10 protein-coding genes and 1 other RNA gene are annotated in these 14,260 nt (G+C 56.5%); 1 reads left to right on the forward strand and 10 read right to left on the reverse strand.

The window, feature by feature from the left end; all coding sequences use genetic code 11:
• Positions 1 to 4: 4 nt before the first annotated feature.
• The gene (gene mraZ / locus ACFPDR_RS11380) at positions 5 to 433 is read right to left on the reverse strand and encodes a division/cell wall cluster transcriptional repressor MraZ (protein WP_009455053.1); all 429 of its coding nucleotides are present in this window, start codon (positions 431 to 433) and stop codon (positions 5 to 7) included.
• 289 nt (positions 434 to 722) lie between these two features.
• Positions 723 to 1,129: RNase P RNA component class A (rnpB, locus tag ACFPDR_RS11385), an RNA gene on the reverse strand.
• 65 nt (positions 1,130 to 1,194) lie between these two features.
• On the opposite strand from rnpB, the gene ACFPDR_RS11390 reads away from it, so the two are divergent.
• On the forward strand, positions 1,195 to 3,009 hold the full coding sequence (locus ACFPDR_RS11390) for an ATP-binding cassette domain-containing protein (protein ID WP_083054110.1): 1,815 nt from the start codon (positions 1,195 to 1,197) through the stop codon (positions 3,007 to 3,009).
• Positions 3,010 to 3,024: 15 nt separating this feature from the next.
• Here the strand turns inward: ACFPDR_RS11390 and yfaE are convergent, their stop codons facing one another.
• The 8 genes from yfaE to ACFPDR_RS11430 all read right to left on the reverse strand — a co-directional run bounded on the left by yfaE (position 3,025) and on the right by ACFPDR_RS11430 (position 14,124).
• On the reverse strand, positions 3,025 to 3,333 hold the full coding sequence (yfaE, locus tag ACFPDR_RS11395) for a class I ribonucleotide reductase maintenance protein YfaE (RefSeq protein WP_009455057.1): 309 nt from the start codon (positions 3,331 to 3,333) through the stop codon (positions 3,025 to 3,027).
• The gene (gene nrdB, locus ACFPDR_RS11400; RefSeq protein ID WP_026485169.1) at positions 3,330 to 4,466 is read right to left on the reverse strand and encodes a class Ia ribonucleoside-diphosphate reductase subunit beta; all 1,137 of its coding nucleotides are present in this window, start codon (positions 4,464 to 4,466) and stop codon (positions 3,330 to 3,332) included. Before nrdB ends, yfaE begins: the two co-directional genes overlap by 4 nt.
• A gap of 18 nt (positions 4,467 to 4,484) precedes the next feature.
• The gene (gene nrdA, locus ACFPDR_RS11405; protein WP_035271093.1) at positions 4,485 to 6,764 is read right to left on the reverse strand and encodes a class 1a ribonucleoside-diphosphate reductase subunit alpha; all 2,280 of its coding nucleotides are present in this window, start codon (positions 6,762 to 6,764) and stop codon (positions 4,485 to 4,487) included.
• A 198-nt stretch (positions 6,765 to 6,962) separates the two neighbouring features.
• Positions 6,963 to 8,789, reverse strand: a complete 1,827-nt coding sequence (recQ, locus tag ACFPDR_RS11410; protein ID WP_035271096.1) for a DNA helicase RecQ — start codon at positions 8,787 to 8,789, stop codon at positions 6,963 to 6,965.
• 9 nt (positions 8,790 to 8,798) lie between these two features.
• Positions 8,799 to 9,935 (reverse strand): hypothetical protein, encoded by a 1,137-nt coding sequence (locus tag ACFPDR_RS11415; RefSeq protein ID WP_035271098.1) that lies wholly within the window; start codon positions 9,933 to 9,935, stop codon positions 8,799 to 8,801.
• Between the two features lie 21 nt (positions 9,936 to 9,956).
• Positions 9,957 to 11,729, reverse strand: coding sequence for a ClcB-like voltage-gated chloride channel protein (locus ACFPDR_RS11420; RefSeq protein WP_060185606.1), 1,773 nt, complete (start codon positions 11,727 to 11,729; stop codon positions 9,957 to 9,959).
• Between the two features lie 8 nt (positions 11,730 to 11,737).
• Entirely contained in the window at positions 11,738 to 12,787 is a 1,050-nt protein-coding gene (locus tag ACFPDR_RS11425; RefSeq protein WP_009455069.1) for a cytochrome d ubiquinol oxidase subunit II, read from the reverse strand.
• Positions 12,784 to 14,124 carry a cytochrome ubiquinol oxidase subunit I gene (locus tag ACFPDR_RS11430; protein ID WP_035271100.1) on the reverse strand — a complete coding sequence of 447 codons (1,341 nt, stop codon included), beginning with the start codon at positions 14,122 to 14,124 and terminating at the stop codon, positions 12,784 to 12,786. The genes ACFPDR_RS11425 and ACFPDR_RS11430 overlap by 4 nt, the downstream gene beginning before the upstream one ends.
• Positions 14,125 to 14,260 lie beyond the last annotated feature (136 nt).

Here is a 14,260-nt window from a genome sequence, read left to right on the forward strand (position 1 = left end):
TTACTCAGAAAGAAAAAGTGTCGAATACGTCTGTGGAGTTTTCAGCCAGATCCTGGGCCTGTCGGCGTTCCAGTTCCTGCGCATTCCACAACTCAAAATGGGTGGCCATACCCAGCAGCATGGCGTCGCGCTCCAACCCCACTGCGGTGCGCAGTTCGGGAGCGATCAATATCCGACCAGCGGAGTCCAGATCAACGTCCTGAGCACTACCCAGCAGCAGGCGTTGCAAGAAACGGGCACTCATGGGGAAGCGGGCAATTTGTTCGCGCTTTTCTTCCCACACACTGCGCGGATACACCAGCAAACAGCCGTCGGGATGGCGAGTGAGGGTCAAGCGGCCTTGTTCCTGCTGCAAAAGCGCGTCACGGTGCCGAGTCGGAATGGACATCCGACCCTTAGCATCCAGTGTGAGTGCGCTGCTGCCTTGGAACACTATTTTCCCCCACTTTTTTACACTATTTCCTACTTTTCCCCACTCTACGGGGGAAAGCCTTTGCGGTCAAGGCAGTGGTTGCAATTTTTTCAATCACAACAAGCACTTAGCGCACTATCCTAGAAGTGACTAAAAAAAAATACTGTGTGAAATCAAGAAATTGCAGGGCGCATTAAAAGTGAATTGTTATAAAAATGCGCGCAAGCGACTCTTGCCAAGGATTCAACATCCTTAACAATTGCTTTCAAATGTACGAAATCGGTGCAATTGGTGGCGAACGCCGGGAGAAGTGTGAGACAGGCCTATAGGCCGGATTCTGTATGCCAGCGGGAACCCGCTGGCCGGCAATCATTCCTCTGGACCGACCATTACTGGCCGGTTCTAGCTACCTACCCGCATACTGAGACGAGCCGCCTCTCGGGCTAAAAGCCTGCGTATGCCTATTTGGTATTGCTCCGGGTAGAGGTTACCGCGTTTCACCCCACAGCACTTTGCACCGAAGTACAAGAAAACACGGAAGTCGCCGTATCTGTGCCTGCTTGCGCAAGCCCTTGCTGTGGTCTCGTCTCTGTGGCCCTGGTCCTCGGCTCGTCTGGCGTGATGCCACACTTGCCGGACGGCTGTTAGCCGCTACCCTGCTCTATGGAGTCCGGACCTTCCTCGATACTTGCGTACCGCGACTGCCCAGCCTGCCTCACAGATGCATTGTAACCTGCGACAATAGAGAAATTCGCAGGACGCGCTGATTTATCTGGAGTCTTATGTCCACCAATCTGATTTCCCTGACCGATGCCCAATTGGCATTCGGCCACCATGCTTTGCTGGACCATGCCGATCTGGTCATTCAAAGCAACGAACGTATCGGTCTGATCGGGCGCAATGGTGCTGGCAAATCGTCGCTTTTGAAAATTCTGGATCAACGTCAAGCTCCCGACGATGGTCAGGTCAAACGACTGGGCGGGCTGAAAGTAGCCACCGTCGAACAAGAACCGGAGCTGGATCCGAATCTGAGCATTTACGATTTGCTGTGTGGCGATTTCACCGAAGCCGAAGACTGGCAACGCCCTGCCCGCGTCAACGCCCTGATCGACAAGCTGGGCTTGAATCCGGATGCACTGGCTGGCAGCTTGTCGGGCGGACAGCGTAAACGCGTCGCTCTGGCCAATGCCCTGGTGAACGAACCCGACCTGCTCTTGCTGGACGAACCCACCAACCACCTGGACTTTGACGGCATTCTTTGGCTGGAACAATTGCTGCTGGATTTCCGTGGCAGCGCAGTCATCATTACCCACGACCGCCGTTTCCTGGATGTGGTGGCAACGCGGATTGTCGAGCTGGATCGCGGCAAGTTGTTCAGTTTCCCCGGTAACTTCAGCCAATGGCAGGAGCGCAAGGCTGAATACCTGGAGGCAGAGAAGCAACAAAATGCCAAATTCGACAAATTTCTGGCCCAGGAAGAAGTCTGGATTCGCAAAGGCGTGCAAGCCCGCCGCACCCGAGATGAAGGTCGTGTTCGCCGCCTGGAACAATTGCGCCGTGATCGTGCCGAACGACGCGAGCGCTCGGGCGACGTCAAATTCGCCATTTCCGAAGGCCAGCGCTCCGGCAAGCTGGTCGCTGAACTGCAAGATGTCACACACGGCTACGACGACCGCATCCTGATCAAGGATTTCTCCACCGTGCTGATGCGTGGTGACCGTATTGGCCTGATCGGCCACAACGGCGCCGGCAAGACTACCCTGCTACGCATCATGCTGGGTTTGCAAGAGCCTAATTCTGGCACCGTGCGCCACGGCACCAAACTGAACATTGGCTACTTTGACCAGATGCGCAGTCGCCTGGACGAAAACGCCACTCTGGCGGACACCATCAGCCCCGGCAGTGAGTGGGTGGAAATTGGCAATCAGCGCAAGCACATCATGAGCTACCTGGAAGACTTCCTGTTCCCGGCAGCCCGCGCTCACTCCCCGGTACGCAGTCTGTCTGGCGGTGAACGTGCCCGACTGGCGCTGGCCCGCATGTTTGCCCAACCTACTAATGTATTAGTACTGGACGAACCGACCAACGACCTGGATATCGAAACTCTGGAGCTGCTGGAAGACCTGATTCAGGATTACACGGGCACCGTGCTGCTGGTCAGCCACGACCGTACCTTTCTGGATAACGTGGTCACCCAGGTGATTGCAGCCGAAGGCGACGGCCATTGGGGCGAGTATGTGGGTGGCTACGACGAGTGGCTGGCACAACGCCCGCAAGCCAAAGCCGAGACACCGGCAGCCAGCACTCCAACTCCCGCCGCTACTGAAAAACCTGCTGCAGAGCGCAACAACAAGGCTAACAAGCCTGGCCGTCTGGCCCCGTGGGAAGAAAAGGAACTGGACGCGCTGCCCGAGAAAATTGCAGCCATAGAAAGCCAGCAAGCCGAACTGGCAGAACAGCTGAGCGCACCGGATCTGTATAAAGATGGCTCTGCTCGAGCCGACGAGATCAACCAACAACTGGATCAGCTCAACACTGACCTGGAGCAGTTATTTGAGCGTTGGGAAAAGTTGGAAGAAAAGCGCTTGGCCAGCTAAAGGGAGACAGAGGAATCAGGGATTCAGCCCGGTAAAGCCGAACTGATCCTCCGGTTCCTCCTCAATCCGGGCAATGCGCTGACAATCGACCATGATCGGTTCGAGTACCGTGCAACAACACGGCAGAACCTCGCCTGGGCCGACATACGCTAAAGGCTGCTCTTTATAAGCAACCTTTCCATACACAAGAGGAATACGGCAGGAGCCGCAATAGCCGCTCCTGCATTGATACTCAACCTGATGGCCGGTTCGTTCCAAACCTTCCAACAAAGTTTCGCCGTCCCGCAACTGAAAGTCATGATCAGTTGTCCGGACTTGACTCATAACTCGATACCGTCGAAATCGCCAGCCGACACGGCCGAGTCGATCTGACCGACCAGGTAAGAGCTCAGTTCCACCTCTTGAGGTGCCACCTGCACGGTGTCCGAGGACAGCCAGGTGTTGATCCAGGGAATGGGGTTGTGTTTGACGGACTCAAACGCAGGCTTCAGGCCCACAGCACCCATACGGATATTGGTGATGTATTCCACGTACTGTCCCAGAATGTCCTTGTTCAGACCAATCATGGAACCGTCGCGGAACAGGTAATCCGCCCACTGTTTCTCCTGCTCGGCTGCGTCTTTGAACATATCAAAGCAGACCGGCTCCAGTTCGCGGGCAATCTGAGCGAACTCGGGATCATCGCTACCGGAACGCAGAATATTGATGATGTGTTGCGTACCAGTCAGGTGCAACGCTTCATCACGCGCAATCAAGCGAATGATCTTGGCATTACCTTCCATCAACTTGCGCTCGGCAAAAGCGAAGGAGCAGGCAAAGCTGACGTAAAAGCGGATGGCCTCAAGAATATTGACGCTCATCATGCACAGGTACAGCTTCTTCTTCAGCTCGTAGACGCTTAGCGTGCGGGTTTCACCGTTGATCTCATGCTCGCCCGCGCCCAGTTGGGCATACAGCATGGTGTCGCTGATCAGATCGTCGTAGTACGAAGAAATATCGGCCGCACGCAGCTGAATGTTTTCGTTACGCACGATGTCGTCAAAAATAACGGACGGATCATTGGCAATATTGCGAATGATGTGCGTGTACGAGCGCGAGTGAATTGTCTCGGAGAAAGCCCAGGTTTCAATCCAGGTTTCCAGCTCCGGAATCGATACCAGAGGCAGGAAGGCCACGTTGGGGCTGCGGCCCTGAATGGAGTCCAGCAAGGTCTGATATTTCAGGTTGCTGATGAAAATATGCTTTTCGTGGTCAGGCAGGTTCTGGTAGTCGATCCGGTCCTGGGTGATGTCCACTTCTTCCGGACGCCAGAAGAAGGACAACTGCTTTTCAATCAGCTTTTCAAAAATCGGATATTTTTGCTGGTCGTAGCGAGCCACGTTAACCGGCTGCCCAAAGAACATGGGTTCTTTGAGCTGGTCGTTATCCGTTTTAGAAAAAGTACTATAGGTAGTCATGATGCTATTTACCCTTGCTTAGATCTTGCACGCGCCGCCTGCGCAACCGTCGTCCTCTACTTCGCCATGCGAATCATCGGCACCGTCGCGGGTGTTGTGGTAGTACAAGGTCTTCACACCGTATTTGTAGGCCAGTAGCAAGTCCTTGAGCAGTTGCTTCATCGGTACGCGACCACCCTCGAACCGCTGTGGGTCATAGTTGGTGTTCGCAGAGATCGACTGGTCAACGAACTTCTGCATCACGCCAACCAACTTCAGGTAGTCGTCGTTACCGGGCATTTGCCACAGCAACTCGTACTGATCCTTATATTTTTCAAATTCGGGCACCACCTGACGCAAGATGCCGTCCTTGGACTGCTTGACGGACACCAGGCCACGCGGAGGCTCAATACCATTGGTGGCATTGGCAATCTGGCTGGAGGTTTCCGAAGGCATCAAGGCGGTCAGGGTGGAGTTGCGCAGACCGTGCTTGACGATGTCAGCACGCAGGGCTTCCCAGTCCAGGTGCAGCGGCTCGTTGCAAATACCGTCTACATCTTTCTTGTAGGTGTCGGTAGGCAGCAGTCCCTTGGCATAGGTTGTTTCGTCAAAGGCGTCGCAAGGACCGTATTCACGCGACAACTGTACCGAAGCCTTCAACAGGTAGTACTGGATGGCTTCAAAGGTACGGTGGGTCAGGCCCAACGCTGCCGGGTCGGAGTAACGGGTGCCGTTCTTGGCCAGGTAGTAAGCGTAGTTGATGACGCCAACGCCCAGGGAGCGACGCTTGTTGGTTGCGTTCAGTGCAGCCTTGACCGGGTAGTCCTGATAGTCCAGCAAAGCATCCAGAGCGCGAACAATCAGTTCAGCCAGACCGTCCAGCTCGTCCAGGGACTCCAGAGCACCCAGATTGAAAGCCGACAGCGTGCACAGCGCGATTTCACCTTCGGGATCGTTCAGATCGTTCAAAGGCTTGGTGGGCAGGGCAATTTCCATGCACAGGTTGGACTGGCGCACGGGAGCGCGGTCGGCCTGGAATGGGCTGTGCGTGTTGCAGTGGTCCACGTTCTGAATGTAGATACGGCCGGTGCTGGCACGCTCTTGCATCAGCAGGGAGAACAGCTCCACAGCAGGCAGGCTGCGCTTGCGGATGGCGGGATCCTGTTCGTACATCTCGTACAGACGCTCGAACTCGTCCTGGTCGGCAAAGAAGGCTTCGTACAGACCGGGCACGTCATGAGGCGAGAACAGCGTGATATGGCTGCCCTTGATCAAGCGTTGGTACAGCAAGCGGTTGATCTGAACACCGTAGTCCAGGTGACGGATACGGTTTTCTTCTACACCACGGTTGTTCTTCAGAACCAGCAGTGTTTCCACTTCCAGGTGCCACATGGGGTAGAACAAGGTTGCCGCACCACCACGCACGCCGCCTTGCGAGCAGGACTTCACAGCGGCCTGGAACATCTTGAAGAAAGGCAGGCAGCCGGTGTGCTGAGCCTCACCACCGCGAATTTCGCTACCGACGGCGCGAATGCGACCACCGTTGATACCGATACCGGCGCGCTGCGATACGTAACGGACAATGGCGCTGGTCGTGGCATTGATGCTGTCCAGGCTGTCGTCACATTCGATCAGCACGCAAGAGCTGAACTGACGGGTGGGTGTGCGCACACCAGCCATGATGGGCGTGGGCAAGGAAATCTTGAATTGCGATACCGCGTCGTAAAAGCGCTTGATAAAGCCCAGGCGAGTGTCGGCAGGGTAACGGGCGAACAGGCACATGGCCACCAGCATGTACAGGAACTGGGGGCTTTCGTAAATGCGCTTGGTCACGCGGTTTTGAATCAGGTACTTGCCTTCCAGCTGCTTGACGGCACCGTAAGAGAAGTTCATGTCACGCCAGTGATCCAGATGGGCATCCAGCTCATCGAACTCGGCGCGCGTGTAGTCTTGCAGCAGATGCGGATCGTAGCGACCTTCCTTGGTTTGCAAGGTTACGTGATCGAACAGGCTTGGAGGTTCAAACTGACCAAAAGCGATTTTGCGCAAATGGAAAATCGCCAGACGGGCAGCCAGATATTGGTAGTCAGGCGTATCTTCGGAAATCAGATCCGCAGCCGACTTGATGATCGTTTCGTGGATGTCGCTAGTGCGAATGCCGTTATAGAACTGAATGTGAGAGCGCAGCTCTACTTGAGAGACGGACACATTACTCAGACCTTCAGCGGCCCAATCAACCACTCGGTGAATCTTGTCGAGGTTAATAGGTTCTGTACGGCCATCTCTTTTAGTGACCATTAACTGTTCGGTTGATTGCATTTCAGTCTCGGAAATCGGTGAAGATTGACGGAAGACGCGGCTTTTGCAGCCGCCAGCGTCAGTTGATGCACACCATATATAGTGTGATATTGACGTCATTCTACTACATATAGCGGATTGAGCGAATAGCGGTTTTTGGACTGCAGAGCAGATTCGGCACATAAAAATGCAACCAAACTTTGCTCTGCTAACAATTTCCTATTGCGTCTGGAACTCTTGCACGCAGCGCAGCAAAGCCTCGCCATAGGCCTCTCTTTTGCGTACGCCTATGCCTGTAATTGGCTCCAGATCAGCCTCTGAACTAGGGCAACGAATAGCCACTTCGCGCAAAGTGGCATCATGGAAAATGACATAGGCCGGCACACCATGTTCGCGTGCGGTAGCCGCACGCCAGGCGCGCAAAGCCTCGAACCGCCTCTGCTGGTCGGGTTCCAGAGCAGGTCCGGCAGGCGCCTGACCTTTTACTCGGTGAGCAGCCGGTCCGCGTGTTACGGTTTCGCGCCGCAACATCAAGGTCCGCTCCCCTTTGAGCACTTCACGGCTGGCCTCGGTCAGCAACAAGGTGCCGTAGCCTTCCGGATCAACGGTAACCAGACTGTGTGCCAGCAACTGGCGCAGCACCCCGCGCCAGGCTTGATCGGTCAAATCCTTGCCCACACCAAAGACGGTCAGCTTGTCGTGCTCATGCTCTTTGACACGATCCGTCAGCTTGCCCAGCAAAATGTCGATCAGGTGCCCGGCCCCGAAGCGCTGACCGCGCTCACGCCACAATCTATAGATGGTGGAGAGCATTTTCTGCGCCGCCACTGTGCCATCCCAGGCTTCTGGCGCTTCCAGGCAGGTGTCGCAGTTACCGCAAGGTTCGATCTGCTGATCGAAATACGCCAACAAGCGCTGACGGCGGCAGGAAATGGTTTCGCATAGGCCCAACATGGCATCCAGCGCGTGCCCCTGCTGGCGTCGATGTGCCGCATCGCCTTGCGACTGGTTAATCATGCGGTGCAATTGCACCACGTCCTGCAGGCCATAGGCCAGCCAGGCCGTGGCCACTTCGCCATCGCGCCCTGCCCGCCCGGTTTCCTGGTAATACCCTTCCACCGATTTGGGCAAGTCAATGTGGGCCACAAAGCGCACATCCGGTTTGTTGACGCCCATGCCAAAGGCAATGGTCGCCACCATGACCACTCCTTCTTCTCGAAGAAAACGAGCCTGGTTAATGGCGCGTTGCTGCGCGTCCAGCCCTGCATGATAGGGCAAGGCATGAATACCGTTCTTGCACAGGAACTCGGCCGTGTCTTCCACGCGTGAACGCGACAGACAATACACAATCCCCGCATCCCCGGAGTGCTCCTCCTGAATGAAACTCAGGAGCTGCTTGCGCACCTCGTTCTTTTCAATGATGCGGTAGCAAATATTGGGACGATCAAAACTGGCAACAAAATGCCGGGCCTCTTCCAGCTTCAGGCGCTGGGCAATTTCTACCCGCGTCAACTGAGTGGCGGTAGCCGTCAAGGCAACCCGTGGCACACCCGGCCAACGCTGGGCCAGCAAATCCAGACCCAGATATTCAGGGCGAAAATCGTGACCCCATTGCGATACGCAGTGGGCTTCGTCAATGGCAAACAGAGAAATCTGGCCGCGTGCCAGCAAATCCAGGCAGCGGTCTGTCAGCAACCGTTCGGGAGCCACATAGAGCAGATCCAACTGCCCCGTCAGAAACTCGCGCTCGACCTCGCGGGCAGTTTGCCAATCCTGGGTGGAATTCAGATACGCCGCGTTAACGCCCAACTCGTTGAGGGCGTCCACCTGATCCTGCATCAAGGCAATCAGGGGAGACACTACCACGCCGGTGCCGGGTCTCACCAAAGCAGGAATCTGGTAACAGAGCGACTTGCCGCCGCCGGTGGGCATCAAGACCAGGGCGTCGCCGCCTTGGATCAGGGTCTCGATAATCTCGTGCTGAGAACCACGAAAACTGTCATAACCAAAAACTTCCTGAAGAACCTCAAGTGCTGACTGGGCCATGCCGCCTGCTTAAAAAATCGGAATAGAAAAACGCAGCGCGATGTTCGACTGACGACTTTCCAGATGACGGCGAGCTTGCAAACCCACCCTAAGGTGGGGACTGTACCAGAACTGCTGCGTGACCCCAAGGTAGCGGTTCTCCCCGCCGGCAACTACCTGCTGCACCTCGTACTGAGTCTTCACTTCACCCCAGCGGCGCAGGGGCACGGACAGACCGACAATCTGCCGACTGCTGGCCGCATCCACCTTCATGCCCTGGTAACGGCTCAAATCCAGAAAATTGTCCTGGTAGCGTTCACCCTGCCACTGCAGGTGCAAATCATCCAGCACATCCAGGCCGTAGGCTGCCTGATATCGCCACCCCTGCCCCACCGCATGGGAAGCTTTGGCCACGCTGGCCTGCCACACGCCAAAGTCCGGCGATCGATAGGTTGCACCCAGACCGGTCAGCCCAAAATCACGAGCGCTTTCCATCTGGGTATCAATACTGGTACGACTGGTGACATCGGTACTGAGCATCAAGCTGCCAGCCGAAGAGCCATACACAAGATCCCCGTTATCCTGCTTGCCCGTCATGTCCAGCGCGCCAACGGCCAGGGCATAGCGCCATGGCCCGGCCGGGCCCTGCTCGAACTGCTGAGTGATATTGATACCGCCCAGTTCCACGGGCCGCGCCCAGTCCGGTGCGGTAACCGTGTCATTGCCCAGGGTCAGCTGCAGTCCGTCTTCATTCACATAGCGCCAGTTGCGCTCGCCAAACTGCCAGACCTGGTCGGGCGCACTGCTCAACCAGCGGGCACTCCAAATTGGAGAGGACTGCTGACTATATTGGATGGAGCGCGCCAGACTGGCGGTGCTGGCACCGCTCAGACTGAAATCGGAAAATGTGTAATCCATGGAGGCCGCTGGACTGAGCAAGTCCTGATCTCCTTGGCGATGCCACTGCGTAGCATCAAAAAATGGCTCCACAGGCGGGAGCTCCTGGGCCGGAATGGCCTGTGCCTCATCCACGCCATACACGCGGGTAGCAGACAAATTCTCCAGCCCAACACGATTTTGAGCGGTGGCCAATGGAACAGCGAACAGCATGGCAAGACCGACCAACAGCCCGCCTGCCAAGCCTCGCTGGCAAGCTTTTGTACGCATGATTTATGTCACAAAAAGAGTTTAGCGCCGGGCATCCAGCATCACTTCGCCGCTCGCATCCAGGGAGCGTTTGATGGCGGAGTATTTTTCCAGCACAGCAGACTTATAGACTACACCAATCAGACGACCCGAGCCGTCACCATTCAATACGGGCAGACGCTCTCCGGCAAAGCTCACAAAGTGTTCCTGAGCCTCGTCCAGACTCATGTTCGGGTAGAGCGTCTTGACGAAATCCATGCGCAGAATATCGCCCACCACACGCTCCTGGGCAGCGTTGTCGTCCAACAACATTCGAGTCAGGTCAGGCTGAGCAATCACACCTTGATAAACCTGTTCTTCGTTCACCACATACAAATAACGCACGGGGTAGTCCAGAAACATCTGCAAGGCATCGCGCATCTGGGTGGTGGTGCTGACGACGGTATCAGCCGGACGTACCAGCTCGGCCAAGGTGGTGTGACGCAACTTGTGGCGCAGCAAGGCATCCCGCTCGCGCACCAGGGTGACTTCATACATGGCGACCTCGGCCACACCACGGGACACAAAATAAGCCATGACACAGGCCACAATCAAGGGCAGCACCAACTGATAGCTCAATGTCATTTCAAACAGCATCAGTATGGCCATGAAGGGAGCGCTGGTGGCGGCCCCCAGAAACGCGCCCATGCCCACCAGGGTGAACAAGTACAACGGTAAATCCAGACCCGGCAAGATCAGCAAAGTCAGTTGACCAAACAAGGTGCCAAAGGCCGCGCCCACAAAGATGGCGGGGGTAAACACACCGCCGACAGCGCCCGAACCAACTGTCAGCCCTGTGGCCAGAACCTTGAACGCCAGGATAAGCAGCACGCTGTACCAGGCCCAGTCGCTGTGCAGCATGGAGGACACTACGCTAAAGCCATTACCGGCCACGCGCGGCATGACAATCAGCAAAAGTCCCAGCAACAAACCACCCAAAGCCAAGCGCAAAGGCAAACCCAGGCCAGTACGCTTGAACAGGGTGCGGAACAGATTCAACAATTTCAGGAAAGCGGGTGCAGCCAGACCAATCAGCACCCCCAGGACCAGAAAGGGCAAGATGTCCCAACCTGCAACGGCCTGAACGTTCGTCATTTCGTAAGGGGCGTGATAACCACCCAGCATACGCATGGTCAGGTGAGCACTGACAGCCGCCATCAACAGGGGGCCAAAGCTGCTCATGGTCATGGTGCCCAGCACAATCTCGGCCACAAACACGGCACCGGCAATGGGGGCACCATAGGCGGCTGCCACACCGGCTGCGGCGCCACAGGCCACCAGCAGGCGCAGACGGGCTTCACCAAACAAGGTGAAACGGCCAATCGCGGAAGCGGACAAAGAGGCCAGATGCACCATCGCCCCTTCGCGGCCAATCGAGCCGCCCGAGGCCACCGTCATCAAGGACGACAAGGATCGCAGCAGCCCCTGGCGAATGGACAAACGGCCATCGCCAATGGCCACAGCTTCCATATAGTCAGAATTGCTTCCCGACGGCAGACGCCCTGCCAGCCATAGCAGGATACCGGCACACAAACCGCCCAAGGTGGGAAACAGGAGGCGCATGTACCAGGGCAGACTTTCCGTGACTGCGACGATCCCCCCGTGCTGACCCGTGACAACTTGCTGCACCAAGCGCATGCCCTGATGAAAGGCCAAAGTCGCCAAGGCACCCAAAATACCAGCCAAGACCGCCCAGGCCAGCATGGCGGGCATATCAGACAACCACTTGAAACCCTGCAGACGCTTGCGCATCGACAGCACGGAATGGGCAATCATAAAAAAGGTCAGCCTTTAAAGCTGGGCGGCAAAGGTGGGCGAGACAATCCAAACATGCGCCAGTACACCCACACGTTGAAAATCAGCACGATCGGCAAGGTAATCACAATCGCCGACAGGATCAGGCTCAGGGCTGGCACCCCGGCGGCGGCGTCCCAGATCGTCATCTCGTCCAGGATCAGATAGGGGAAGAAGCTGAACGCCAGCCCGGCCATGACGGACACCATCACGAACAGGGTCAGCAAGAAGGGCAAGGTCGTGGTGCGATAGCTGCTGTTGATCATGCGCTGCAGGCTCATTTCAATCGACACAAAGCAGCTGAGAATCAAGGCCCAGAGGAACAATACCAAGCCCCAATACGGCCCGTCGCTCCATTTAAGCAGCACGCCGGCATTCACAAAGGCCAACACGACGGACACACCCACGGCACCGGCCGCAAACCAGCGTACCGAACGACGGCCCCAATTGACCGCCCGGGCACGCAGCTCGCCTGCTTCACGCATGATGAGCCAGCTAGCACCTAGCAAGCAGTACGCGGCAATAGCGCAAAAGCCCATGAAGACAGAGAACCAGATATAACCGGCATCGCTCTGAAAGCCCACTACGACCTGCGCCAGCAACACACCATGGGAGAACGCCGTCAACCAGGACCCCAGGGCAAAACCCATTTGCCAGCGGGACTGACGCTCTACCGGCGCGCGCAGTCGGAATTCGAAGGAGACGGAACGGGCAAAAACGCCCACGCCCAGCGCACATAACGGTCCGTACAGGCCGCCCATCACCGCCCCCCAGGCTTTGGGGAAAGCGCAGACAAACAAACCCAGGCCAAGAAACAGCCAGAACTCGTTGGCATCGCGCCAGGGGCTCAGCAATGACAGCATGCGGGGACGCAAGGAGTCCGGTGCCAGCAAGGACAGACAGCCCACGCCAATATCGAAGCCGTCCAGAACCGTCCCGGCCACAATAATCAAAAAGAACAGGGCCAGAAACGCCAGCGGCATCCAGAACGCCGGATCATGGGCGCCCAGGCCCAACGCATTTGCAAAAGAGTCAATCATGCCCGCCCCCGATGCCGCGCGATCGGTACCACACCAAAACGAACGGCATGTCGCAACTTCTGGAAAAAACCAATCATGCACAAGATGTAGACCAGGCCGTAACTCAGCAAACCCAGCCCGACGGTAAAGACGCTCTCGGTGCTTTGCACTTGCACGGCCTGAATATCGTTACCGACCAGATAAGGCAAAAAGCCCAACAAGACGTAGGCTGCGCCACCCAGCAACATGATCCAGCCCAACACCGAGGCGACCACCATGAGCTGACGTTCTCTATAAGAAAGAGAGTGCGGGTCCAGGCCATAACGGCGAGTGCGCAACAAGACCCACAGCAGCAGGAACAGCATCAAGGCTCCTGCCAGCACGGCTGCACGGAAGGACCAGAAGGTCAGGGTGACGGGCGGCATGGCGTCGGAAAACTGATCCAGACCCATCAAAATGCCACTGTCATTACGACCCAACCAGCGTCCACCTGCATGAGACCAGCGCAGCACACCCAGAACACTGTCCTGCATGGCGGAGGGCGCCGCCACCAGAATCAAATCAGGCTGCGAGCCGCTTTCCCAGTACGCCGCCGCAGCCGCTGCCTTGGCAGGCTGATGCTCCGCAGTCATGAAACCATTGCCTATCACAGCGAGGATCAGGGCCAGCCAAGCCACCCCGCCCAGAAACAGGGCACTGCGAAAGGCCAGACGCTCCTGGTCGGTAACCGGCTTTTGCATGGTCTGGGCGCAGGTTACACCCAACATGAAAAAGGCCACCGTCAGCAAACTGCCTGCAAACAAAAGACCGGCATACCAGGGCAAGGCGGGCGTGCTGAGCACATCCAGCCATTCCATCACCACATAATGGCCTTCAATCACATCGACACCCGTTGGCACCTGCATCCAGGCCACAATCGCCACCAGCCAGAACGCCGTGACGGTAACGCCCAGGGCCACCATCAGCACCACCACGGTATGAACCAGATTGGACAGCATGCGCTGGGCAAACAGCATCACACCCAAAAAGCAGGATTTGAAAATGAACAAGGACAGCATGGAGGCGGCCAGCATGGGACCGATAACATCACCCACCTGCTCCATCAGGCCCGGCCAGACACTGCCAAACTGAAGCAGCACGGGCATGGACGCCGCAAAGCTTAAAATAAACGCCAGCGCAAACAGACGCACCCAAAAACGGTACGCCCCCATCCAGGCCGCGGCCTTGTTGCCAAAGGTTCTGATCTTGAAATACAGCAACACCCAGGCCAGTCCCAGCTCCAGGGCCAGAAACAGCAGCATGAAGCCCAGGCTAAGGAAAAACTGGGCATGAGACAGAGAAAGGGCGGAGTGCGTCATAATGAGCGCTAGTGTAGGGTGAATTGGCCTGCAAACGCCACCATACTACCCCAAGTTCTTCCCTGATTTTTTAGAACCCGTTCATGGGGTAAATACCCCTCTAAAACAAGAACGTGGCAAAATGGTCGATTAGTCT

Origin of the sequence: Alcaligenes sp. GCM10023179, assembly GCF_042653705.1 — a bacterium.
Classification (GTDB): domain Bacteria; phylum Pseudomonadota; class Gammaproteobacteria; order Burkholderiales; family Burkholderiaceae_B; genus Alcaligenes; species Alcaligenes phenolicus.